Origin of the sequence: Advenella incenata (assembly GCF_004217095.1) — a bacterium.
Classification (GTDB): domain Bacteria; phylum Pseudomonadota; class Gammaproteobacteria; order Burkholderiales; family Burkholderiaceae_B; genus Advenella; species Advenella incenata.
This window is the reverse complement of sequence record NZ_SHKO01000001.1, coordinates 2,245,222-2,267,293: the sequence shown is the minus strand read 5'-3', so window position 1 is coordinate 2,267,293 and position 22,072 is coordinate 2,245,222. Positions and strand designations below refer to the sequence as shown.

The 22,072-nt window shown below is 54.8% G+C and carries 24 protein-coding genes; 3 read left to right on the top strand and 21 right to left on the bottom strand.

What is annotated here, in order from left to right; genetic code table 11:
• Window positions 1-52: 52 nt before the first annotated feature.
• The 8 genes from crcB to mltG form a co-directional block, all read right to left on the bottom strand.
• Window positions 53-442: a fluoride efflux transporter CrcB gene (gene crcB, locus EV681_RS10245; protein ID WP_128394198.1), complete on the bottom strand. Its 390-nt coding sequence runs from the start codon at window positions 440-442 to the stop codon at window positions 53-55.
• 294 nt (window positions 443-736) lie between these two features.
• Window positions 737-2,038, bottom strand: coding sequence for a Glu/Leu/Phe/Val family dehydrogenase (locus tag EV681_RS10240; RefSeq protein ID WP_128394199.1), 1,302 nt, complete (start codon window positions 2,036-2,038; stop codon window positions 737-739).
• A 174-nt stretch (window positions 2,039-2,212) separates the two neighbouring features.
• Entirely contained in the window at window positions 2,213-3,004 is a 792-nt protein-coding gene (locus EV681_RS10235; RefSeq protein ID WP_130303862.1) for a hypothetical protein, read from the bottom strand.
• Window positions 3,005-3,016: 12 nt separating this feature from the next.
• Window positions 3,017-3,670 carry an ankyrin repeat domain-containing protein gene (locus tag EV681_RS10230; RefSeq protein WP_128394201.1) on the bottom strand — a complete coding sequence of 218 codons (654 nt, stop codon included), beginning with the start codon at window positions 3,668-3,670 and terminating at the stop codon, window positions 3,017-3,019.
• 97 nt (window positions 3,671-3,767) lie between these two features.
• Complete coding sequence (locus tag EV681_RS10225; RefSeq protein ID WP_130303861.1) at window positions 3,768-4,535, bottom strand: TatD family hydrolase; 768 nt, start codon at window positions 4,533-4,535, stop codon at window positions 3,768-3,770.
• Between the two features lie 12 nt (window positions 4,536-4,547).
• Window positions 4,548-5,609, bottom strand: coding sequence for a DNA polymerase III subunit delta' (gene holB / locus EV681_RS10220; protein WP_130303860.1), 1,062 nt, complete (start codon window positions 5,607-5,609; stop codon window positions 4,548-4,550).
• 6 nt (window positions 5,610-5,615) lie between these two features.
• Window positions 5,616-6,245, bottom strand: a complete 630-nt coding sequence (tmk, locus tag EV681_RS10215; protein WP_130303859.1) for a dTMP kinase — start codon at window positions 6,243-6,245, stop codon at window positions 5,616-5,618.
• Window positions 6,242-7,255, bottom strand: coding sequence for an endolytic transglycosylase MltG (gene mltG, locus EV681_RS10210; protein ID WP_130303858.1), 1,014 nt, complete (start codon window positions 7,253-7,255; stop codon window positions 6,242-6,244). The genes tmk and mltG overlap by 4 nt, the downstream gene beginning before the upstream one ends.
• Before the next feature lie 218 nt (window positions 7,256-7,473).
• Here mltG and ygfZ point away from each other — a divergent pair, with 218 nt between their 5' ends.
• Entirely contained in the window at window positions 7,474-8,439 is a 966-nt protein-coding gene (gene ygfZ, locus EV681_RS10205) for a CAF17-like 4Fe-4S cluster assembly/insertion protein YgfZ (RefSeq protein ID WP_130303857.1), read from the top strand.
• Here the strand turns inward: ygfZ and EV681_RS10200 are convergent.
• The 3 genes from EV681_RS10200 to EV681_RS10190 all read right to left on the bottom strand — a co-directional run bounded on the left by EV681_RS10200 (window position 8,413) and on the right by EV681_RS10190 (window position 10,644).
• Complete coding sequence (locus EV681_RS10200) at window positions 8,413-9,567, bottom strand: enoyl-CoA hydratase/isomerase family protein (RefSeq protein ID WP_165393000.1); 1,155 nt, start codon at window positions 9,565-9,567, stop codon at window positions 8,413-8,415. The two genes, ygfZ and EV681_RS10200, sit on opposite strands and share 27 nt — an antisense overlap.
• Before the next feature lie 263 nt (window positions 9,568-9,830).
• A complete protein-coding gene (locus tag EV681_RS10195) occupies window positions 9,831-10,217 on the bottom strand; it encodes an RnfH family protein (protein ID WP_130303855.1) in 387 nt (128 codons plus the stop codon).
• The gene (locus EV681_RS10190; RefSeq protein WP_128394208.1) at window positions 10,210-10,644 is read right to left on the bottom strand and encodes a type II toxin-antitoxin system RatA family toxin; all 435 of its coding nucleotides are present in this window, start codon (window positions 10,642-10,644) and stop codon (window positions 10,210-10,212) included. The genes EV681_RS10195 and EV681_RS10190 overlap by 8 nt, the downstream gene beginning before the upstream one ends.
• Window positions 10,645-10,811: 167 nt before the next feature.
• Between EV681_RS10190 and smpB the strand changes: the two genes are divergently transcribed.
• Window positions 10,812-11,273: an SsrA-binding protein SmpB gene (gene smpB / locus EV681_RS10185; protein ID WP_130303854.1), complete on the top strand. Its 462-nt coding sequence runs from the start codon at window positions 10,812-10,814 to the stop codon at window positions 11,271-11,273.
• A 134-nt stretch (window positions 11,274-11,407) separates the two neighbouring features.
• On the opposite strand, the gene EV681_RS10180 is transcribed toward smpB, so the two are convergent.
• From EV681_RS10180 to ppsA, 4 genes are all read right to left on the bottom strand, one after another.
• A complete protein-coding gene (locus EV681_RS10180; protein ID WP_423191193.1) occupies window positions 11,408-12,373 on the bottom strand; it encodes an SPFH domain-containing protein in 966 nt (321 codons plus the stop codon).
• A 15-nt stretch (window positions 12,374-12,388) separates the two neighbouring features.
• Window positions 12,389-12,841, bottom strand: coding sequence for an NfeD family protein (locus EV681_RS10175; protein ID WP_130303853.1), 453 nt, complete (start codon window positions 12,839-12,841; stop codon window positions 12,389-12,391).
• Between the two features lie 87 nt (window positions 12,842-12,928).
• The gene (locus tag EV681_RS10170) at window positions 12,929-13,258 is read right to left on the bottom strand and encodes an FKBP-type peptidyl-prolyl cis-trans isomerase (protein WP_128394212.1); all 330 of its coding nucleotides are present in this window, start codon (window positions 13,256-13,258) and stop codon (window positions 12,929-12,931) included.
• A gap of 194 nt (window positions 13,259-13,452) precedes the next feature.
• Entirely contained in the window at window positions 13,453-15,819 is a 2,367-nt protein-coding gene (gene ppsA / locus EV681_RS10165) for a phosphoenolpyruvate synthase (protein WP_128394213.1), read from the bottom strand.
• Between the two features lie 143 nt (window positions 15,820-15,962).
• On the opposite strand from ppsA, the gene ppsR reads away from it, so the two are divergent.
• Window positions 15,963-16,808: a posphoenolpyruvate synthetase regulatory kinase/phosphorylase PpsR gene (gene ppsR / locus EV681_RS10160; RefSeq protein WP_128394214.1), complete on the top strand. Its 846-nt coding sequence runs from the start codon at window positions 15,963-15,965 to the stop codon at window positions 16,806-16,808.
• 35 nt (window positions 16,809-16,843) lie between these two features.
• On the opposite strand, the gene EV681_RS10155 is transcribed toward ppsR, so the two are convergent.
• From EV681_RS10155 to fabZ, 6 genes are all read right to left on the bottom strand, one after another.
• Window positions 16,844-17,617 (bottom strand): TrmH family RNA methyltransferase, encoded by a 774-nt coding sequence (locus tag EV681_RS10155; RefSeq protein WP_130303852.1) that lies wholly within the window; start codon window positions 17,615-17,617, stop codon window positions 16,844-16,846.
• A 76-nt stretch (window positions 17,618-17,693) separates the two neighbouring features.
• A complete protein-coding gene (locus tag EV681_RS10150) occupies window positions 17,694-18,767 on the bottom strand; it encodes a fatty acid desaturase (RefSeq protein ID WP_128394216.1) in 1,074 nt (357 codons plus the stop codon).
• Between the two features lie 214 nt (window positions 18,768-18,981).
• Complete coding sequence (rnhB, locus tag EV681_RS10145) at window positions 18,982-19,584, bottom strand: ribonuclease HII (protein ID WP_130304064.1); 603 nt, start codon at window positions 19,582-19,584, stop codon at window positions 18,982-18,984.
• A 34-nt stretch (window positions 19,585-19,618) separates the two neighbouring features.
• Window positions 19,619-20,788 (bottom strand): lipid-A-disaccharide synthase, encoded by a 1,170-nt coding sequence (gene lpxB, locus EV681_RS10140; protein WP_130303851.1) that lies wholly within the window; start codon window positions 20,786-20,788, stop codon window positions 19,619-19,621.
• The gene (gene lpxA / locus EV681_RS10135) at window positions 20,785-21,579 is read right to left on the bottom strand and encodes an acyl-ACP--UDP-N-acetylglucosamine O-acyltransferase (RefSeq protein WP_130303850.1); all 795 of its coding nucleotides are present in this window, start codon (window positions 21,577-21,579) and stop codon (window positions 20,785-20,787) included. Before lpxA ends, lpxB begins: the two co-directional genes overlap by 4 nt.
• Window positions 21,576-22,034 (bottom strand): 3-hydroxyacyl-ACP dehydratase FabZ, encoded by a 459-nt coding sequence (gene fabZ, locus EV681_RS10130; RefSeq protein WP_128394219.1) that lies wholly within the window; start codon window positions 22,032-22,034, stop codon window positions 21,576-21,578. Before fabZ ends, lpxA begins: the two co-directional genes overlap by 4 nt.
• Window positions 22,035-22,072 lie beyond the last annotated feature (38 nt).

Here is a 22,072-nt window from a genome sequence, read left to right as displayed (position 1 = left end):
GTACCATGGCATGGCTTGCCCACGATGGCCAGGCAAACTTATCTGGTATGGGTTACTCATACAAGCGACGGATTGCGGTAACGGTATACAGGCCCAGGGCCGTCATCAGCAGTGAGCCAAGCACGTGCAAACCAATTTCCAGCAATGCCCACTGGATTTTACCCTGATGCAGTAGCATCGTGACTTCGGCCGAAAACGTAGAAAAGGTTGTAAGTCCGCCCAGAAAGCCGGTCACAATAAGCAATCGCCACTCCGCAGGAAATGACGGGAAGGCGGCAAATACGCCCAGTGCCAGGCCGATCAGGTAACCACCACTCAGGTTGGCGACCAGCGTACCCATTGCAATGGAATGGAAGGTGCTATTCAGCGCTAGACCCAGGGCCCATCGCAATACCGCCCCGCAAGAGGCGCCGATGCTTATCATGACCAGAGACTGCAACATGGAATGACTCCGTGGAGGTGAATAATGTCCAGGCATAAAAATACCCGCGATCTCCAGCGCCTGAATGCAAGCAGCAGGCAGAAGGTTGCGCAGGTATCATTTATCTGTCCGGGGGCAGCAGTTCGGGCAATGCCGGAAGGATAGCCATTCTCCGCATGGCTCAAATAGTAGCATGTTGCCTTAGCACGAGACAAGAATCGCGCGTCTGGCGCGTTCCTGTCAATGAGTTAGTCAGCGATGCCGAGACAACTGGCCGCGAAACGATGGCAACGCCACGGCCAGCTTACTGGTTAATCAGGGATACAGGCCACGCACCTCGCGCGACTCCAGGATCCGGGAGCACGCCACGATGAAGGCTGCAGTGCGCAATGTGACCGAGTTATGCTTGGCCACCTCGGACACCGCGCGATAGGCTTCACGCATCAGGCGTTCCAGCCTGTGGTTGATTTCGTCTTCAGTCCAGAAAAAGCTGGAGAAGTCCTGAACCCATTCAAAGTAACTGACGGTCACCCCGCCCGCATTGGCAAGTACGTCGGGCACGACGTATACGCCTTTTTCATTCAGGATGTCGTCGGCCTCGGGGGTCGTCGGACCGTTGGCGCCTTCGACCACGATTTTCGCGTTAACCAAATTGGCAACACGGGCATCAATCTGGTTTTCCAGCGCGGCAGGAATAAGGAAGTCTGTCTGCACCGACCAGAAGTCGTCAATAGCGACTTCCTCTGCGCCTGCGAAGCCTTTGACGCCGGCATGTTTTTCCACATGCGCCAGCAGTTCATGCACCTGAATTCCGTTGGTGTTTTTAATTGCGCCGGTATGATCGGCCACTGCAACGACTTTGGCACCCGCTTCGAAAAACAGCCGTGCCGCCGTGCCGCCCACATTACCGAAACCCTGGACCGCCACACGGGCCCCTTCGATGGACAGATTCACGTCCCTGGCCGCTTCACACCCGACGACAAATACGCCACGACCGGTTGCTTCTACGCGTCCCAGGCTGCCGCCCAGGGAAATGGGTTTGCCGGTGACGACGCCGGTCGCCGTGGCGCCGACGTTCATCGAATAGGTATCCATCATCCAGGCCATGGTTTGTGGATTGGTATTGACGTCTGGCGCCGGAATATCCTTGGAGGGGCCGATAATTACACCGATTTCACTGGTATAGCGGCGCGTCACTTTTTCCAGTTCGGCTTTGGAATAATTGCGGGGATCAATCCGTACTCCGCCCTTGGCGCCGCCGAAGGGCAGATTGACCGCCGCATTCTTAATTGACATCCAGGCTGCCAGCGCCATCACTTCGGAAAGGCAGACATCCTGGTGAAATCGCACCCCGCCCTTGCCCGGACCGCGCGAGGTATTGTGCTGCACCCGGTAACCTTCAAAATGAGCGATGGTCCCATTGTCCAGTTCCACGGGAATATCGACAATCAATGACCGCTTGGGACGTTTGAGTGTTTCAACCCAGCGTTGCAGTGACCCCAGATACGGCGTGACCCGATCCACTTGTTGCAGGTAAATGCCCCATGCCCCCAGATCTTCCGAATTCAGATAGGAAGGTAAGGCATGCTGAGTGTTGCTGGATGTATCCTGGCTCAAAATCGTCTCCTTGACATGATCAGACAAAGCACAAGTGTAACGCCAACTTAATGCGTCCCCATTTTTGCTAGCGAAAATTTAAATAGGGACAGATTGAATGTATGTTTCAAACAATAGCAGACTGCATCTTGCGGCCTTGCCGATGATGGCTTTAGTTCTCGCCGCAAGACCGAATTACTGGATGGAATTGATCACAACGCGCGTTTTCTTGCTACCGCGGGTGACAACCGATTCCATGGTCAACCCTTTTTCGGGACAATACCAATCGGTGACCTGTGCAGTGCCGGATCTGGCTGCGTTGCCGTTTCCAGCCGGTGCTCCGCTAAGATTACCACTGGATGTGGTCGCCGTATAGGTGACTGGCATACATTGCAAGGTTCCGACAGACGTGGCATGGCTTTGTAGCTTCCCGACTTTTCTGGGACCGGTTGAAATGGTCGCGTTGCTCACGTTGATCTGGTTCAGCGGGATGCCATTTTGCAGGGTGACGGTCAGGTTGACATTGGAATGGCCGGAAATTGGGGAAAGCGTCTCGCCTGGGTTGACTGTGTCTGCAGGCTTGAGGAAGTAGCCGGTCAATGCGCTTTCAACCGATGTTTTCATCAGCGTATTCATCAGCCCAGAGGCATCAAAGGAACCGCTAAGCGTCGATCTGCCCTGCTCCACCGTCAGCGTAAAGGGTCCGGTGCCTTGCACTCGTTGTCCCGCAATCGGTGCATCGGCATCGACCGTCAGTTGGGCCGTACATTGATTCGCACTGACCCGGTTTACCTGATTGACCAGTACTGAAAATCTGGCGGTCGCCCCGTCGACCGAGCCGGACAGACGCGTATTGGGCACCAGCCATGGGCTGTCGCAATAGCTCTGTTCTGCGTGAGCTGTGCCGCCGGCCAGCGTGCACGCCAGGCCCACCACCGCATAAAGGAATTGCTTACTGCCCAAACGAGATTTCAAATACCTGGTCATGGTCGTATATCCTTATTTTGTACCCAAGGCGCTTAACACCGAGGAATCACCGAGTTTACGGGCCATATCAAGCGCGCTCACGTTCTTCTGGTTGATTGCCCGCGGATCGGCGCCCGCCGCCACCAATGCACGCACCGCATCGGCATTTTTCGACGTTACCGCCATCAACAGGGGTGAACTGCCATCAGGTGCCGGCGCATTCGGGTACGCGCCCTTGCCCAGCAGGAACTTGACCACGTCCGCATGCCCTTTGGAGGCTGCGTAATGTAACGGGGTCCAGCCCAGGCGGTTAACCTTTGCGCCCCGGGCGACAAGTTTCTGGGCACGTGGCAAATCGCCAATAATCGCCAGATACATCAAAGGCGTTTCTCCCGTGCGATTGACCGCATTAACATCGGTCTTGGGATTGGCGGCCAGCGCGTCGAACACACCCATTGACTGGTCACGGATCGCCTGAATCAGTGCAGGTTCGCCGTTTTCGTTGACTGCGTTAGGATCAGCCCCCTCGGACAACGCCTGCGTTACCTCGCTGGCGCGATTGTTCTTTATATCATTCCACAAGCCACTGCTGCTACCAGCGTTTGCTGCGCATGCGCTTACTGCGACAGCCAGCGCGGCTGCCAGCATGGCTTTTTTCAGTAAAAATCGATTATTCATGTAATACATTATATATATCTCCTAATTCGATGAATTCATTAAGATAATTTAAATATTGGAGAATATCAGCCGCCACACCACAAACTTAAACCAATATAGCAAATAATCATTGTATCTTTTTGAATAAATTGAAAAAATTATTCGTTGTCGCTTCAGCAACCTCACTTACGGAAATTTGCCGCAGTTCGGCGATTTTTTCGGCAACATGAATGACTTTGGATGGGTCGTTGCGCTTGCCACGGTATGGTACGGGAGCCAGATAGGGAGAGTCGGTTTCTATGAGGAGGCGCTCCAGTGGCATGAGGCGCGCCACTTCCTGCAGCTGAACCGCGTTTTTGAAGGTTACGATGCCCGAGAGCGAAATATAAAAATTCTGCTCCATGGCCTGTTGCGCGACTTCCCAGCTTTCGGTGAAACAGTGCATGACGCCACCACACCCGGCAGCATTTTCTTCGCGCATCAGCCGCAGCGTATCTTCTGCAGAAGACCGGGTATGAATGATCAGCGGCAGCCCGGTTTCATTGGCTGCACGAATATGGACACGAAAGCGGTTGCGTTGCCAGTCCAGCGGTTCTGATAGGCGATAATAGTCCAGCCCGGTCTCACCAATCGCGACGATTTTCCTGTGCTGGGCATGGCGGCTCAGGATCTCGACATCGGGCTCCGGCGTATCCTCGTAATCAGGATGCACCCCTACCGAGCCCCAGAGGTTCTCATGGGCTTCAATCAGGCTCACAATCCGTGGCCAATCGGGCAGATTCACACTGACGCATAGCGCGTGGCTGACCTGATTGCGTTTCATATTATCCAGAATTGCCGGCAGATCTTCCTGCAATTGCGGAAAATCAAGATGGCAATGAGAGTCTACATACATAAGCGGTTCCATTTATCCGTTTTTTGACAGGCACGTGACGCAAACGCGTTGCAGCACCGACTGAATGAACAATCGGGCATTCAGCGGGTGGTCAGCAATACGCTGTTGTTTGGCCAGCCACACTGAGGTCTGGCTGATCCTGGTCGGGCTCAGTTCTGCCGCCATAGCCTTGATGAATGGGGCTAGGCGCGGGAAATAACGCAAAGGCAGGCCGTTGCTCTGCAACATCAAGTCTGTGAACAGACGTTGCAGAGACCCCAGCCATTCTTCGGCCTGCAGTTTTTCCAGTTTGGGCAGGTACTCTGCCATATCGGGCATGGTTCGGTCAGCCAGCGTCTGTGCAAACGAGCCAAGCCAGTAGCTGACCGGTTCGGTGCTGGAGCGACTCAGCGCCAATGCACCCACCGGTGCCCCGCCACTGGCATGTAGCCAGGTGTCGGCTTCCGCCTGTGACAACCCCTGCGCCTGCAGCCAGGCCATGCCCTCATCCTTGGTGGGCATGGGCAGGCACAGCCGGCGGCATCTTGACAAGAGCGTCGGCAATACTTTATCCGGCGCGTGCGAGACCAGCAGGAATACCGTTCCTGGCGCCGGTTCTTCCACAGATTTGAGCAGGTAGTTAGCAGAGGCCGTGTTCAGTGCCTCAGCAGGAAAAAGAATAATGACACGCATCCCACTGCGATGCGTGGTGACACTCAGCAGCGAATCCAGTTGCCGAACCTGGTCAATGCGGATTTCGCCAGAGGCCTTTTTAGTCGCCGCCCCTTCTTGTGCATCCGAGGCCGTGGCCGCCTCCTGCAAGCCATAGTGCTGGGCCAACCTGTCGGGTAGCACCAGACGCAGATCAGGATGGGCGTCGTTGGCAATCCAGGAGCAGGACTCACACGTTCCACAAGCCAGTGCGCCGCTTGGCCGCTCGCATAGCAGGCTGGTTGCGGCTGCGCGAGCGAACGTAAGCTTGCCAATGCCAGGCGGTCCGTAAATCAGCCAGGCATGGGCAAACCGTTCGCGGTCACCCAGCCAGTTGCCAGCGCTTGCCGTTTGCCAGGGGAAAAAGGATGTGATTGCCGTCATGAATAATTACCCTTGCGCGGCATGCTGCGCCAGCCTTGTCTTTAACATGTCCTGCAATTGCTGCGTAATGTCGGCTTTGGGGCGGCTGGAGTCAACAATAAAAAAACGCGCCGGATCGGCCTTGACTCGCGCATGGTACGCAGCCCGAACGCGTTCGAAAAAACCGCTATCCTCGCGTTCGAACCGGTCCTGCTCGCGGCTTTTTTCCAGTCGCTCGCGCGCCACTTCCAGTGGAACGTCAAACAGGATGGTCAGGTCCGGCTGCAATTGCTGCTGGACCCAGTCTTCGAGGATTTGAATCCGCTGCGCCGGGAAATGACGTCCGCCGCCCTGGTAAGCATAAGTGGCATCGGTGAACCGATCGCTGATCACGATTTTTCCTGAGGCCAGGGCCGGGCCAATCACAGATAAAATATGTTCCTGCCTGGCGGCAAACATCAGCAGCGTTTCCGTCTCCATGTGCATTGACTCTTTGAGCAACATGGCGCGCAGTGCTTCACTAATGGGCGTGCCACCCGGCTCGCGGGTCATCACGACCTCGTGCCCCAGTGACTCGCACAGCTCGCGCAAATGACCGATATGCGAACTTTTACCTGCACCGTCCACGCCTTCGAGTGTGAGAAAATACCCCTTCATTGTATGCCCTTCTTCCGGATATAAGTATTGACGTTACGGTTATGCCCGCGCAGATTTTCGGAAAACTCACTGGTGCCATCGCCCCGCGACACAAAATACAGATACTTATGACGTTCAGGATGGATCGCCGCCTGCAGCGAAAGCAAACCCGGGCTTGCAATGGGTGTGGGTGGCAGTCCGCCGCGTGTATACGTGTTCCAGGGGGTATCGGTTGTCAAATCGTTCCTGGTAATGACACCCTGATAGGCTTCTTTCATCCCATAAATAACGGTAGGATCCGTTTGCAGCAACATCCTTTTTTCAAGGCGGTTGATAAACACGCCCGCGACCCGCCGGCGATCCAACTCGTGTCCGGTTTCCTTTTCGATAATGGAAGCCAGAATCAGCGCTTCATAGGGCGTTTTCAGTGGCAGCTCGCTATCGCGCGCGTCCCATACCGCAGCAAGGCGTTTCTGTCCTTCGGTATAGGCACGCCTGAGAATATCCATATCGGTGTCTCCCGGCACAAAGACATAGGTGTCCGGGAAAAACAGGCCTTCGGGGCTGTCATAGGGTGCGCCCAGCTTTTCCAGTAGCTGGGCATCACTCAAATTGTCCAGCGTGTGCGTAATATTCGGATTGTTCTTCAACGTTGTGCGAATCTGGCGATAGGACCAGCCTTCGATAATCTGGAACTGGCTTTTGCTGGTCTGCCCTGAAGCCATGCGGGTCAGCAGATCGACAGGCGTATCGCCTCGTTTGGCCTCGTAGGCGCCCGCCTTGAGCTGGCGATCCTGCCCGGTATAACGCGCATACATGACAAACAGGTAAGGCTCGATCCGGATGCCTGCGGCAACCATGTTCTGGGCGACAGAGGCAATCGTGCTGCCGCGCGGCACGCTGTAGTCGATGACATCGGCGCTCATGGGCGCAGGTGTTTTCGTCCAGTGCCATACCTTTCCGGCAAGACCGGCGGCCAGTAGCAAGACACAAATAAAGAACGAAAAAATAATATATTTGAACAGTTTCATGGATGAAATAATAATCCGCCGGGCCCGACTTCTACAGAGCGACTATTGTATCAGGCACTGGCAGTTGCCGGCGGCGCCTGAGGCCCGGGAATCCCTGATCCCTTCATTGTTTAGCAGCAAAAACCCTATTCAATACGTTACGATATCAGACATGAGAATCTGAGCGGGACCCGATCGCATGTTGCCTGGGTTCTGCAGTAAAGAAAAGGAATAATTTTATGTCCACAGCCCCTACCGGATTCACACCGGATACTCCGCTGCATATCACACCGCTGCCCGACTATCGCATCCTGACGATCCGCGGCGCCGATGCCCAGACATTTCTGCAGGGACAGTTTACCCAGGACGTCATGGCCGCCACCACTGAATCGGCCCGGCTGTCCGCTTATTGCACCGCCAAGGGTCGCATGCTGGCCAGTTTTATTTTCTGGCAGCAAGCGCAGTCGCAGGAAAATGCCTATCAAGTGATGGTGCGCAGCGATATTGCCGAGAGCTTTGCCAAGCGCTTGCGCATGTTCGTGTTGCGCGCCAAGGTCACTGTAGAAGACACGAACATCACTCCCTACGCTTACTGGGCTGGCGACAATACGATTACGAGCACCACACTGGCACGCCCCGAGCCGTGGCAGATTATTGCAACGGAATCAATGATGCAGCTCGGATTGCCCGGCACAGCTGGCATACAGCGCGGCATTCTGATTTCAGATACTGTGATTGACACCAGCCAGGCTCAGGCAGGCCAGCCCGGGCAGTGGGCGGTCCTGGATATTCTGGCTGGCTTGCCCTGGGTGGAAAAAGCCAACCAGGAAATGTTCATTCCGCAGGATCTGAACCTGGACGCCATTGGTGCAGTCAGCTTTACCAAAGGTTGCTATCCTGGCCAGGAAATTGTCGCCCGCAGTCATTACCGGGGCAAACTGAAGCGACGGATGCTCAATGGCGTATGTGATAACCCGCCAGTTGCGACAGTGGCGCCAGGCACAGATATCACAGACAGCACCAATACGCGGGAACCCAGTGGCCAGATCGTCAATACCGCAACGCTGGCAGACACCCTCTACCTGCTGTTTGAAGTGCGGCTTGAAGCCGCAGAACATAATCGCCTGGTACTGGGAGACGAAAATGGTCCGCCCATTACCCTGCTGACTATTCCGTACTCACTGGACAAGCCCGCCCTGGCCTAAACTTGCCAGTGGATTGTCCGATGCGTTCTGCCACGGAGAACTGAGCAACGCGTCGATGTCGGCTGGCGTGATTTGCTCAATTGTTGCCGGCTGCCATTGCGGATTTTTATCCTTGTCGATGAGCAGCGCCCGGATGCCTTCCTGCAACTGCCCGTGAGCGCAGCAATTGAGCGCGACTTTATATTCCAGTTGAAATACCTGGGCCAAGGACAGGTGTAGCGCCCGTTCCTGCAACGTCAGGCCAAGCGCCACCGATAGCGGTGCACCCTTGAGCATGGTCTGCGCAGCGCGCGCCAGCCAGGGGTCAGCATGATCGGCCAGCGCAGCAAAGGCACGATACAGGCTGACAACATCTCGATTGGCGCAGAGCGCGGTAAGCAAGGCGTAGTGCGTTTGCAGCGGCCCGGGATCGAGCGTTGCCGCTGCGCTGTGCTGCGCCAGCACGTCATGGATGCGCTGATCAAGCTGGCGCCGGTCGGCAATGTGCGTGCCGTCTATGCGTTCCAGATCGGCAATAATGGCAGACCAGTCTGCATGACGAACGCAATAATCGGCCATACCGGTAAACAGCGAGTCGGCAGCATTCAGAATGGCGCCGGTTGCGGCAAGGAAACGACCGATACGACCTGCCAGATGATTCAGATCCCAACTGCCGCCTACATCGGGAAACAGACCAATGGTGACTTCGGGCATGGCCAGCCGCGATGATTCGCTGACCACGCGATGTGAAGTACCCGCCATCAGTCCGATACCGCCGCCCATGACCACGCCATGGCCCCAGCAGATAATGGGCTTGCTGTAGGTATGGATCTGATAGTCCAGACGGTATTCGACATCAAAAAATTGAGCTGCGTAGACATTATCAGCTGCCGGCTTACCGGCGTACTGCTGCATGCTGGTATACAACTGGTGCAGATCCCCGCCAGCGCAGAATGCCTTCTCCCCCGCCCCTTCAAAGATAACAAATGCAATAGCAGGATCTTGTTCCCAGAGCGTCAATTGCTCGGTCAGCAACTGGCACATTTCAAGTGACAAACTATTGAGTTTGGCTGGCTGGTTCAACGTGGCAATGCCGTAGCGACCCTGGTTGGTCAACGGCTTTTCCTGAAATAAAACGGGGGCGGTCATAGTCTCTCCTGTTATACCGGTACCGGATTGGCATCCTCCGGCTGATGTTTCCATTTGCACCAAGCCAGGCAGGTCTGGGGCAAATCCGGCCTTGCCATAAATGGCAATCATTATATATGCAGCCACCATGGATGTCCTCCCCGGCAGGAATACGGAAGATTCCTATGGCGCTCCAGGCGCGGCATTGAACCGCCCGCAGGCGCTTCGATGGGTTGCTGCTGCAGGCGGCATCACTGCATCGATCACTTCACAGGCGAGGCGGGTCAATCAGATCCCTTCTTGGGATCTGCGGGCGAGCTCTCCATGTATTCCTGCCACGCCACTTTGCTTTTTTTTAAATGTTTGCGCTTGAGGATACCGGTTTTTCGATGGGCCGCGCGACGTCGCCGCGACTCCATGGGGTCAAAAGATAATTGGCGATACAGCTCCAATCGATCACCCTGGACAAGCACATGGTCGCGCGGTTTACGCAAGCCGAACACGCCTGTGTCCGCGATATCTGCTGCAGTAAGCTTGCACGCCTGATAAACACCCGATGCCGCAATGGCCTGCTCGATGGTGCTGCCGCTGGGTAGCGTGACCGCAGACAGCCACACCTGGCCTGCCGAATGTGCGTAGCAGACCGTAATGGTTATATCCTCATCAGACATAAATCTGTTCGGCCCGCTTGGTAAAGGAGTCGATAAAGCTGTTGGCGATGCGGTTAAATACCGGCCCTACCAGCATTTCCAGTGAACGGCTGTTGAATGCATAATCGAGCGCGAACTGAACTTTGCACGCATCTGGCGCCAGCGCGATAAATTCCCAGGTGCCATTGAGGGCCGAGAACGGCCCATCAACCAGGTGCAGGTGAATTTTATCGGGGAAGTGATGGGTATTGCGGGTGGTAAACGTTTGCTTGAGTCCGGCAAAACTGATCATGATCGAGGCGGTCATGCCGGCATCGTCCGTCTCCAAAACCTGCGCCCCACCGCACCAGGGCATGAACTCTGGATATTTCTCTACATCTGCAACCAGCGCGAACATATCGGCAGCAGAGTATGGGAGCAAAACGGAACGATGAACGGTAGTGGACATGAATTAATTGACAACGTTGGATAAGTGACAAGGCAAAATACGCCTGCAGTGTAATCAACAAGCAGCACAAGCGGGTTGATTCAATTACAATTGCGTGAAATCATTGCATTTTGCGCGATTAAACAGACCCCTATTTTAACGGGTCAAATCCATTTATAAAATCAAACATGAGCATTACCGACAATCGCAAGGCAACCCACGACTATTTCATTGAAGAGCGCTTCGAGGCAGGTATCGTCCTGGAAGGCTGGGAGGTCAAGTCAATCCGGGCTGGCCGCGTGCAACTGGGCGAGAGTTATGTCATTGTGCGCAACGGCGAATTACAGTTGCTGAATATGCACGTCAGCCCGCTGGCAACCGCCTCAACGCACATCCATCCCAACGCCACCCGCACCCGCAAGTTGCTGCTGCACAAGAACGAGATCGACAAACTTATTGGCAAGGTGGAAATCCGTGGCTATACGCTGGTCCCGTTGAATCTGCACTTTCGCAACGGCAAAATCAAGCTGGAATTCGGTCTAGGCAAAGGCAAAAAGCTGCACGATAAACGGGACAGCGCCCGCGACAAAGACTGGCTGCGTGAAAAGGAGCGCATTATGAAACACGATACGCGCAAACGCGACTCTTGAACCCTGCCCGCGCAACGCCAGCCGCGTTTCTGCATTTAAATGACTAAGCTTGCCGCCTCCGACCGCCAGGATCAGGACGGCAAGCCCGCCAGGCGCGTGAAGATGGCGTCATTCCCGCGCCGATGCAGTGCTATCTATCGGGTCTGCCCAGGGGTGGTCAGACCGGCACTGCCCTGATTACCTTGCCCTGTGGCCTTGACCACCGTCATGGCAGAGGCGATCAGACCGCCCATATCAGCCAGATTGGCTGGCAGTATCAGGGTATTGCCTTCTTTGGCCACATTGGCAAACGCATCAACATAATTTTCCGCTACGCGCAGATTAACCGCTGCCATGCCGCCAGGCTGTTCAATGGCGTGCGCCACTTGTTCGATAGCCTGGGCTGTGGCCTCTGCAATGGCGATAACCGCTGCCGCTTCACCCTGGGCCTGGTTGATCTGAGCCTGCTTCTCGCCCTCAGAACGGGCAATGGCCGCTTCCCGTTCACCGGTTGCAATATTGATCTGTTCCTGCCGGCGCCCCTCCGAGGCCGCGATCAGGGCGCGTTTTTCTCGTTCTGCGGTAATCTGGGCCTGCATGGCACGCAAAATCTCATTGGGCGGCGTCAAATCCTTGATTTCATAGCGCAACACCTTGACCCCCCAATTGGTAGCAGCCTCATCAAGCGAGGCTACGATGGTACTGTTAATGGCATCCCGCTCTTCGAAGGTCTTGTCCAGCTCCATCCGACCAATGACCGAGCGCAAGGTCGTTTGTGCCAGCTGTGTGATGGCCGAAATGTAGTTTGACGATCCATAGGAGGCAAGCATGGGATCGGTCACCTGGAAGTAAATAACGCCATCGACCTGTAACTGGGTATTGTCCCTGGTAATACAGATCTGGCTGGGTACATCCAGCGGTATTTCCTTGAGCGAATGCTTGTAGGCAACCCGGTCGACAAAGGGAATGATAAAACGGGCGCCCGGCGATAAGGTGCGATCATAGCGGCCCAGCCGCTCAATAATCCATGCATTCTGCTGCGGTACGATAGCAATGGACTTGATCAGAAATACCAGGACCAGTACTACCAGTATGGCGAGAAAGATAATCGACGTATCCATAATTTGACTCCTGAACTACAAACTGCTTTGGGTAAGAGGTCCCGATACAGGTGTCACGACAAACACGATGCCGTCAATATCGGTAATACGATAGCTGCCAGGAGCAGGCGTGCCGCTGATAGCGGCATCCAGCCGCACCTGCCACTTTGCTCCACGGTATTGGACTGTAGCCGTCTTCATGGGAGACCAGTCGGTAACGTGTACAGTCTGGCCAATGTCCAAATTGACATCGGTATTTCGGCTGGCATCATGGCCCGAGCGCCGTTTAACAAAGCCGCTGGATTTGAGAATAAAAAAACCGGCGATGCCCAGCACACTAAAGGCAAGCAATTGCCAGGCAAGCTCACCACCCAGCCAGTTCACTACTCCGGCGCCAGCAGCAGCAACCGCGACCAGCAACAGGAAAAAAGTACCTGTGAGCAGCTCAAGAATAAGCGCGATGGCCGCAACAACAAACCAGATCCACATGATCGTTTTCCTGCAACAAATGCGTGCCACAATGGCCCGCATACAGGAGCACAGCAGCCATCAGGACTGCCGCACTCCCCACAACTATTAATTGATACCGAGCAATTCCACTTCAAAGACCAGCGTCGCATTGGGCGGAATGACGCCACCTGCGCCGCGCGCACCATAGCCCAGCTCAGCCGGGATGGTCAGCTTGCGGGTACCGCCCACTTTCATGCCCTGCACACCCTGATCCCAGCCTTTGATCACGTGGCCAGCGCCCAGTGGAAATGAGAATGGCTGTCCACGGTCCTTACTGGAATCGAATTTCTGGCCATTGTCCTTGAGCCAGCCAGTGTAATGCACTGACACTTGCTGACCGCTTTTTGCCTGTTCGCCGCTTCCTTCGGTGACATCTTCAATAATAAGTTCGCTCACGTGTATCTTCCTGAATACGAGGTAAAACTCAAGTGTACCGTAAGTCGTTGACGCATTCGACAAAAAGCCACGATCATGGCGGGGATTGCCCTGCACAACAAAACGGGCACCTTGCCCTGATACGCGATCAGAAAAAGGTGCCCGTAAATGCCTCGGCCGCTACCCTGAAGCAGCGGGTTGGCGCTGGCCAGTGTTTATTTGGCCAGTTTCTGCCAGGTATCGACAACCGTATCGGGATTCAGCGACATCGTCAGAATACCCTGGTCTTTGAGCCATACGGCCAGATCTGGATGGTCGCTGGGCCCCTGGCCACAAATACCGACGTATTTATTGGCTTTGAGGCACGCCTGGATAGCCCGTTGCAGCATGAATTGCACCGCAGGATCACGTTCGTCGAAATCGGCAGCCAGCAGCTCCATGCCCGAATCACGATCCAGCCCCAGCGTAAGCTGGGTCATGTCATTGGACCCGATAGAGAATCCATCGAAATATTCGAGGAACTGATCGGCCAGGATGGCATTGGACGGCACTTCGCACATCATGATGACGCGCAAGCCGTTCTCACCGCGTTTCAGGCCGTTATCGGCCAGCAGGCCGATCACTTTTTCTGCCTGATTCAGCGTGCGCACGAATGGCACCATGATTTCGACGTTGGTTAACCCCATGTCTTCGCGAACGAAGCGCAGCGCTTCGCATTCCATGCGGAAGCATTCGGCAAAATCTTCTGCAATGTAGCGCGAGGCGCCACGAAAGCCCAGCATCGGATTCTCTTCCTCGGGCTCATAGCGAGAGCCGCCCACCAGCTTGCGATACTCATTGGACTTGAAGTCGGACAGACGCACAATAACCGGTTTTGGATAGAATGCAGCAGCAATGGTCGCAATACCTTCGGCCAGTTTTTCAACAAAGAAGGCACGCGGGCTGGCATAGCCACGGGCAGCCGACTCCACCGCTTTCTTGAGCTCGGCATCAATGTTCGGATAGTCCAGCACCGCCTTGGGATGCACATTGATGTTGTTGTTGATGATGAATTCCAGACGAGCCAGACCGACACCGCCGTTGGGGATTTGGGAAAAATCAAAAGCCAGTTGCGGGTTACCCACGTTCATCATGATCTTGACCGGGATCTCGGGCATTTCGCCGCGGCGCACTTCTTCCACTTCGGTTTCAAGAAATCCGTCGTAAATCCGACCCTCGTCGCCTTCGGCGCATGAGACAGTGACTTCGGCGCCTTCCTTGAGGTCTTCTGTGGCTGTTGCGCAGCCGACGACAGCAGGAATACCCAATTCACGGGCAATGATTGCCGCATGGCAGGTACGCCCGCCACGGTTGGTAACGATGGCCGCAGCGCGTTTCATAACAGGCTCCCAATTGGGGTCTGTCATGTCTGTCACCAGCACATCGCCAGCCTGCACCTGATCCATATCGTTGATATCAGAAACGACACGAACCTTGCCTGAGCCGATTTTCTGGCCGATGGCGCGACCGGTAATAAGTACCTTGCCGGTTGCTTTCAATTTGTAGCGTAACTGGACATCGTTGCCAGTCTGCTGAGATTTCACCGTTTCGGGGCGAGCCTGCAGAATATAGAGTTTGCCGTCAATGCCGTCGCGACCCCATTCGATATCCATGGGGCGCTGGTAGTGCTTCTCGATGATGACTGCATAACGGGCCAGCTCGATCACTTCATCGTCGGTCAGTGAATAGCGATTACGTTCGGAGACCGGTACTTCGACGGTACTGACGGCGTTCTCGCCGGGTTTGCGCTGGTCGTTGAACTCCATTTTGATCAGTTTTGAACCGATGCGGCGCCCGACGATCGGATATTTGCCCGATGCCAGGGTAGTTTTGAAAACATAGAATTCGTCCGGATTGACGGCGCCCTGCACTACGGTTTCACCCAGGCCATAGGAAGACGTGATAAACACCACATCGCTAAAGCCGGATTCGGTGTCCAGAGTAAACATCACACCGGCACTGCCCTTGTCTGAACGCACCATACGCTGGATACCGGCAGACAATGCCACCTCTGCGTGCGCGTAGCCTTTGTGGACACGGTAGGAAATAGCACGATCGTTATAAAGTGACGCGAATACGTGGCGGATTTTATCCAGCACATCATCAATACCAGCGACATTCAGGAAAGTTTCCTGCTGGCCGGCAAAAGAGGCATCGGGCAGGTCTTCCGCCGTAGCAGATGAGCGCACGGCAAATGAACCCTTGCCATCGGCATCAAGCTCGGCGTAGGATTGGCGGATCTGTTTTTCAAATTCGTCAGAAAATGGCGCTTCGGTAATCCATCCGCGGATTTCTGCACCGGCCTGAGCCAGTTCGCGAACATCCTCGGGGTTGAGCGAAGTAAGACGATCAGCGATGCGTTTATCCAGCCCGGAGGTCTTGAGAAAATCGCGGAAGGCATCGGCAGTGGTGGCAAAACCACCGGGTACACGAACCCCGGCATTGGCCAACTGGCTGATCATTTCGCCGAGCGAGGCATTTTTCCCGCCGACAGAGTCAACATCCGACATGCGGAGTTTCTCGAATGGAACAACATACGACATTTAAGTCACCCTTAGATTAAAATGAAAGCTTATTTGATTAGAAAATACGCGCTTTTCTAGTCAAATAAGCCTGAACTATCGGCCAGGTACAAAGTACCATGATTGTACCGTCTTTTTCTATACTCACAGGATCAAATTGGAACATGTCAGAATCACAAAAAAAGCGGACGGTCTTCATCGTATCAGACGGCACGGGCATCACGGCAGAGACCTTCAGTCACTCCGTTTTGTCGCAATTTAGCGCTGATTTTGATTTCACGCTGTTACGCGAGCCTTTTATTACTTCCGAGGAAAAAGCAGCCAAGGTCGCCGAAAAAATCAACGCGGCCGCCCTGACTGACAATACGCCGCCACTGCTGTTCAGTACATTGGTCAAGCCCGAAATTCTGGCCGTGGTGCAGCAATCGAACTGTATTTTTCTGGATATCTTCGGCGCCTGCGTCAACCAGCTTGAAACTGCGCTGGAAACCAAATCGCGCCCAACCATCGGCCTGTCGCACCTGAGCGCCAGCTCCAAACAGTATCGCAACCGTATCGAAGCCATTAATTTTACGCTTGCGCATGACGACGGCCAGTTCGTGCACGGCCTGAAAGAAGCCGATGTCATTCTGGTGGGTGTGTCACGCTGCGGCAAGACCCCCACCAGTCTCTACCTGGCCATGCAATACGCCATCAAGGCAGCCAATTTTCCCTTGATCCCCGAGGATTTTGAGCGCGGCGCGCTGCCCAAAACGCTTCTACCGTATCGCAACAAGCTATTCGGCCTGTCGATTCAGCCCGACCGTCTTTCCGAGGTGCGCAACGAGCGCCGCCCGGACAGCCAATATGCGTCGATCAAACAATGTCTGTATGAAGTCGCCGAAGCCGAACGCCTGATGAGACGCGAAAGCATTGAATGGCTGTCGACGACGACCAAATCCATTGAGGAAATTTCCACGACGGTCATCCAGATCCTGGGGCTGAAATCCAACTCCTCGGCAACCTATTGATACCCGATTGCGGGGCAATCGCCGGCCAGGGTTGGTCAGACCTGCATATGCTGGCGCCGTTGCTCGAATAACAGGATTGCAGCAGCAACTGCGGCGTTCAGCGATTCCACGGCATCACTCTGCGGGATAAAAATGCACTGATCCGCATCGGCCAGAATGGCAGGGTGGACGCCCTGCCCTTCATTGCCAACCACCCACAGGCAGGCTGCGGGCAATGCGCCCGCATACAGACTGCGCGCGCCAGGCCCCAACGAGGACGCCAGAACCGGCATATCCAGTCGAGCCCTGATGTCGGGAAAGTGCTGATGCTCATGAATTTCCAGTGCAAAATGGGCGCCCTGCGCACTGCGCAACACTTTGGGAGACCAGGCGCCGACGCACCCGGCCGAAAGCAATACGTCCCTGACGCCAGCGGCCGCCGCCGTTCGCAAAATAGTTCCCAGATTGCCAGGGTCCTGCAGGCGATCAAGCCACAAGGCAGTGGTCGCAAGGCGCGTAATGGCCGCAGGGATGGGACGCGTCGCCACAAACATGATGCCTTGCGGCGTTTGCACCGTAGCAATAGCGTTAAATAGCGCGTCAGCAAGCAGATATTGGCGCGCAGCGTCGTTTGCGGCCAGCAGGCGGACGACATCGGGCTGGTCAACGGCAGAGGCCTGCACCAATACCGACTCAGGCGGACCGTAACGCTTCAGCCATTCTTCACACAGGTGTACGCCTTCAAGCAGGATGCGGGTCTTATCCCGTCCTGCAGCCACTTTCATGCCCTGTCGGACTACTAAGTTGTCTTTTGACTGAATCTGTTTCATAAAAAAATATCCCTGCCTCAGCAGGGATATTAACGTATTTCTGTTGCAGACCGAACATGCCGGCCTGCGCTTTCATTTAAACGACATCGGGCGATTTATTGCCGTCAAAATCGGTCCAGTATCTTTCCTGGTAGTTATACAGCTTGCATGCCTTGATGGTGCGAAAGTACCACGACCAACTGAACATCTGAATCACAATGCGGCTGGGCAACATGTCTTCCAGCGTTTTCTGTGCTTTTTTAAGCTTGTACAACGGAATACTCATGTCCACATGGTGCGCAGTGTGCTCCATGATATGGTGCATGAGCGCGCCGAACTTGAATCGGAACATCATGTGGACAGTGGTTGAGACAAACGGCTGCGCTTTCGCCCAAACCGCGCGATTATCGTGCCATACCACGCGGGTATGTGTGTGCTGAATATAGACCACAAAGCCGATCATGTAGAACCAGAATAGCAATGGGATCAGCCAGGCAAAAGCTACCAGCATGAGAACCGACTGTCCGGTTGCATGTGCAGCGTAGATCACGCCACCGAGCCAGGCCAGCCCGAAAATGCTTACCAGCAGGCCGTCCCAGAAGAACACCTTGCGCTGTGTTCCCATATATCCTTTGCCGGGGAACATCATGCGGTTCCACCAGATCTCAATGATATAGTAGATGCCAGCGCCAAGCGGGCCGCGATAGACGCGCTCCATGAAGCGCCCCATGGGCGACAGGGCGTCATACTCTTCTTTTGTCTTCGGACACCAGACGAAATCCATTCCCTTCAGATTGGTAAAACCGTGGTGCACCACATTGTGTCCCACGTCCCAAAGGCTGTAGGGAGACACAGCGGGCAGAAAGGCAATACGGCCGATCCACTTATTGAGCTTGCGATGAGGCGTCAGACTTTGATGGCAGGCATCGTGCCCGATAATAAAGAGACGACCAATCACAAATCCGGCCACCAGTGCGCAAATCAGCTTGAGCCACCACGCCGACAGAAAGATGGTACCTGCCAGCAGGGCCAGAAGCAAAGTGTAATCAACAAACAGCAGCAGAAACGCGCGAAACGTATTCTGCTGGGAGATGGGAATCAGCCAGCTGCGTATGATTTTCCGGTGCGGCAATTCTGCATCGGGCGCAATAGGGGTAAATTTCGTTTCCATTATGTGATTTTCATGTCGGGTGTCCCCGCAAATAGGCAGTGCATATTGTACTTGTAATGGGCTTCAGCTACGTGTCAATTTAATACAATGTTTTATTTAGTGCACGTTTCAGGAGAAAAAACCAATTTTCGGTGCATTCTGAAGCCCGTTTACAGACATTAAAGGCTCAATCAAACAAATTACACGCATGTATGTTGAGAGAATAACCCCAATTTTACGCTAAAAAGCCCTCGTTTGTCTGTAACGACATAAGGGTACGGATTGGCGCAAATGTACTGCGATGCACCGGGCACGGACCATGGGCTTTCAGGCGAGCCAGATGCAGCGCAGTGCCATAGCCTTTGTGCTGGTCAAATGCATATTGGGGATACTGCGCGTGCAATTGCAGCAGTTGCGCATCCCTGGCTGTCTTTGCCAATATGGATGCGGCCGAAATGCAAGCGTGCAGCGCATCACCCTTGATCACGGCATGGCATGGCACACCCAGCCCCTTGGGGATCTGGTTCCCGTCAATCAATACCAGTTCTGCCCGCTGTTGCTCGCAGGATACTGCCAGCCCTTCGAATGCGCGTTTCATTGCCAGCATGGTTGCACCCAGAATATTGAACTGGTCTATTTCCGCAACGCTGGCACTGGCGATGGACCAGGCAAGGGCTTTGTCACGAATGCGCAACGCAAGGCTCTCACGCTTGGCGGCGGTCAGTGTTTTGGAATCGGCCAGCCCATTGATGCGACGGCCGGGATCAAGAATAACCGCGGCGGCAAAGACATCTCCGGCCAGCGGCCCCCTGCCCGCCTCATCGATACCCGCAGTCATGCGCGGCAAAGGCAGATTGCCAAACAGGGAAAGTTCAGTCGTTCGCAGTCGCAAGGATCGCCTCCGCAGCCAGTTTTGCCGTATCGCGATTGAGCTCACGATGCAACTGACGAAATTTCGCTTCGGTTTGTTCAATATACGTCGTGTCAGTCAGCGCGTGCGCGCATGCGGTTGCCAGATTGGCGGGGGTAGCGGCCTCCTGCAGCAACTCGGGCACCGCGAACTCACGCAGCAATACATTGGGCAGGCCCACCCATGGTAGCGACGGGCCATCCTGCCCGGCTTTCCACTCCATCAGTCGGCGCATCAATGGTGTGAGCACATAGGAAATAACCATGGGCCGCTGAAATAGCGCAGTTTCCAGTGTCGCCGTGCCGCTGGCCACCAGCGCTGCATCACAGGCCTCCATCACATCCCAGGCAATGGGATGATCTGCCACCCGGCTGCGAAAACAATGCAGATTCTTCACCGGATGACGCTGGGCAATCGCATTGAACTGTGCCTCACGGGCTTCGTTGACCAGCGGCACAATAAACCGCAAAGACGGGTCGTCCTTTTGCAGCAGGCTGGCCGCTTGCAGAAAACGCGGCGCCAGTTCGGCAATTTCCGAGGCCCGGCTACCGGGCAAAAGGGCCAGCACCGCGCCGTCCGGATCCATGCCCAACCGCAGACGCGCCCGCATCTTATCGGGTTGCGCCGGAATCTGCGCAGCCAGCGGGTGACCGACATAGGTTACAGGCACACCTTCCTTGCGATAGATTTCTTCTTCAAAGGGAAACAGCACCAGCATATGGGATACAGCGGCACGGATCTTGTGGATTCGTTCGTACCGCCACGCCCAGATGGACGGGCCTACAAAATGAACGGTAGGAATGCCGCGCTGGCGTAGATGATGCTCAAGACGAAGATTGAAATCAGGTGCGTCAACACCAACAAAGACGTCAGGCCGCAACTTCAGTACTGAGGAACGAAAGCGCAAATGCGTGTGAATAAGTCGGGGAAGATTTTTAAGCGCGTCCACGTATCCGAAAACGGACAGATCGTCCATTGGATACAGCAATTGCATTCCCTGCTGCTGCATCTCCGGGCCGCCGATTCCGGAGACCTGCAAACCCGGATCGCGCGCGCGTATACCTTGAATAACCCTGGAGGCGAGCAGATCACCGGAGGGTTCGCCCGCAACCATCGACAAGACCAGGCTCATCCCCGGCTAACGCCACGCGAGGCTGTTTCAAAGAAGCTCACAAATGGATCAAGCACGCTGGCGGTGTCAGGATGATCCTTCTGATAGCGGACGATCTCCTCGGCGGCATCAGCAGTGCTCAGCTTGCGCATGTAAATGATTTTATAGGCGTCTTTGATGGCATGAATCTGTTCTGGCGTGAAACCGCGACGCTTGAGCCCTTCAGAATTGATGCCGGCGGGCCGATAAGGTTGACCGGCGCCCAGAATATACGGGGGAATATCCTGACGAATGGCACTCATGCCGCCTGTCATGGAGTGGGCGCCGATATGAATGTACTGATGTGCGGCAGAGCTGCCGCCAACAATGGCCCAGTCGTCAATATGAATGTGACCGGCCAGCTGTACGGAATTGGCCAGAATGGTATGGCTGCCGATCTGGCAATCATGGGCGATATGCACGTACGCCATGATCCAGTTGTCATCACCCAGGCGCGTGGTGCCCACATCCTGTGTCGTGCCGGTGTTGATGGTCACAAACTCGCGGATGGTGTTGCAGTCGCCGATTTCCAGCGATGTTTGTTCACCGGAATATTTTTTGTCCTGCGGGTTACCGCCGATTGAACAAAAACGGTAGAACACGTTGTTTTTGCCGATTTTCGTCAGGCCGTCGATGACGCAATGTTCACCAACAACGGTGCCCTCGCCGATCGTGACATTGCCGTGGATGACGGAATAGGCGCCCACCTTGACAGAGGGATGCAGCTTTGCGCCATCATGAATAACGGCGGTGGAATCAATAAGTTTGGTCATTGTTCGTCCAGATCACGAATCGCGCACATGATCGCAGCTTCAGCTACAACTGCCCCGTCTACGGTGGCACGTGCACTGTATTTACAGATGACTTTGCTGACTCGATCAGCAGTAACTTCCAGCTGAAGCTGGTCTCCCGGGATTACCGGCTTGCGAAAACGCGCACCATCTACACCTACCAGATAGTAGGCCTTGCGCGAGATATCCTGTCTGCAGGAACCATCTTCTTCGGCGAAAGAAAATATCGCCGCGGCCTGAGCCAGCGCTTCAATGATCAGCACGCCCGGCATGACAGGCCGACCAGGAAAGTGTCCGTTGAAAAACGGCTCATTGATGGTCACATTCTTGATGGCAATAATGCTTTTGCCAGGTACCATTTCCAGGACTCTGTCTACAAGCAGCATCGGATAGCGATGTGGAAGCCGCGCCATAATGCTTTGAATATCTACTTGCATGAATAATCCTGTAATTGAAATCTATGGTTATAGGGATG

Bases quoted from the DNA above. Each gene is read 5' to 3' on its own strand.
- EV681_RS10200 (WP_165393000.1), bottom strand. From the start codon at position 9,567: ATGACCGCCCCCGTTTTATTTCAGGAAAAGCCGTTGACCAACCAGGGT.
- ygfZ (WP_130303857.1), top strand. From the start codon at position 7,474: ATGTCCACAGCCCCTACCGGATTCACACCGGATACTCCGCTGCATATC.
- EV681_RS10150 (WP_128394216.1), bottom strand. From the start codon at position 18,767: ATGGAAACGAAATTTACCCCTATTGCGCCCGATGCAGAATTGCCGCAC.
- EV681_RS10225 (WP_130303861.1), bottom strand. From the start codon at position 4,535: ATGTATGTAGACTCTCATTGCCATCTTGATTTTCCGCAATTGCAGGAA.
- lpxA (WP_130303850.1), bottom strand. From the start codon at position 21,579: ATGACCAAACTTATTGATTCCACCGCCGTTATTCATGATGGCGCAAAG.
- EV681_RS10190 (WP_128394208.1), bottom strand. From the start codon at position 10,644: ATGTCCACTACCGTTCATCGTTCCGTTTTGCTCCCATACTCTGCTGCC.
- tmk (WP_130303859.1), bottom strand. From the start codon at position 6,245: ATGAAGGGGTATTTTCTCACACTCGAAGGCGTGGACGGTGCAGGTAAA.
- ppsA (WP_128394213.1), bottom strand. From the start codon at position 15,819: ATGTCGTATGTTGTTCCATTCGAGAAACTCCGCATGTCGGATGTTGAC.
- EV681_RS10180 (WP_423191193.1), bottom strand. From the start codon at position 12,373: ATGGATACGTCGATTATCTTTCTCGCCATACTGGTAGTACTGGTCCTG.
- mltG (WP_130303858.1), bottom strand. From the start codon at position 7,255: ATGAAACTGTTCAAATATATTATTTTTTCGTTCTTTATTTGTGTCTTG.
- EV681_RS10235 (WP_130303862.1), bottom strand. From the start codon at position 3,004: ATGACCAGGTATTTGAAATCTCGTTTGGGCAGTAAGCAATTCCTTTAT.
- crcB (WP_128394198.1), bottom strand. From the start codon at position 442: ATGTTGCAGTCTCTGGTCATGATAAGCATCGGCGCCTCTTGCGGGGCG.
- smpB (WP_130303854.1), top strand. From the start codon at position 10,812: ATGAGCATTACCGACAATCGCAAGGCAACCCACGACTATTTCATTGAA.
- EV681_RS10175 (WP_130303853.1), bottom strand. From the start codon at position 12,841: ATGTGGATCTGGTTTGTTGTTGCGGCCATCGCGCTTATTCTTGAGCTG.
- EV681_RS10155 (WP_130303852.1), bottom strand. From the start codon at position 17,617: ATGAAACAGATTCAGTCAAAAGACAACTTAGTAGTCCGACAGGGCATG.
- fabZ (WP_128394219.1), bottom strand. From the start codon at position 22,034: ATGCAAGTAGATATTCAAAGCATTATGGCGCGGCTTCCACATCGCTAT.
- holB (WP_130303860.1), bottom strand. From the start codon at position 5,609: ATGACGGCAATCACATCCTTTTTCCCCTGGCAAACGGCAAGCGCTGGC.
- rnhB (WP_130304064.1), bottom strand. From the start codon at position 19,584: ATGACTGCGGGTATCGATGAGGCGGGCAGGGGGCCGCTGGCCGGAGAT.
- ppsR (WP_128394214.1), top strand. From the start codon at position 15,963: ATGTCAGAATCACAAAAAAAGCGGACGGTCTTCATCGTATCAGACGGC.
- lpxB (WP_130303851.1), bottom strand. From the start codon at position 20,788: ATGAGCCTGGTCTTGTCGATGGTTGCGGGCGAACCCTCCGGTGATCTG.
- EV681_RS10195 (WP_130303855.1), bottom strand. From the start codon at position 10,217: ATGTCTGATGAGGATATAACCATTACGGTCTGCTACGCACATTCGGCA.
- EV681_RS10230 (WP_128394201.1), bottom strand. From the start codon at position 3,670: ATGTATTACATGAATAATCGATTTTTACTGAAAAAAGCCATGCTGGCA.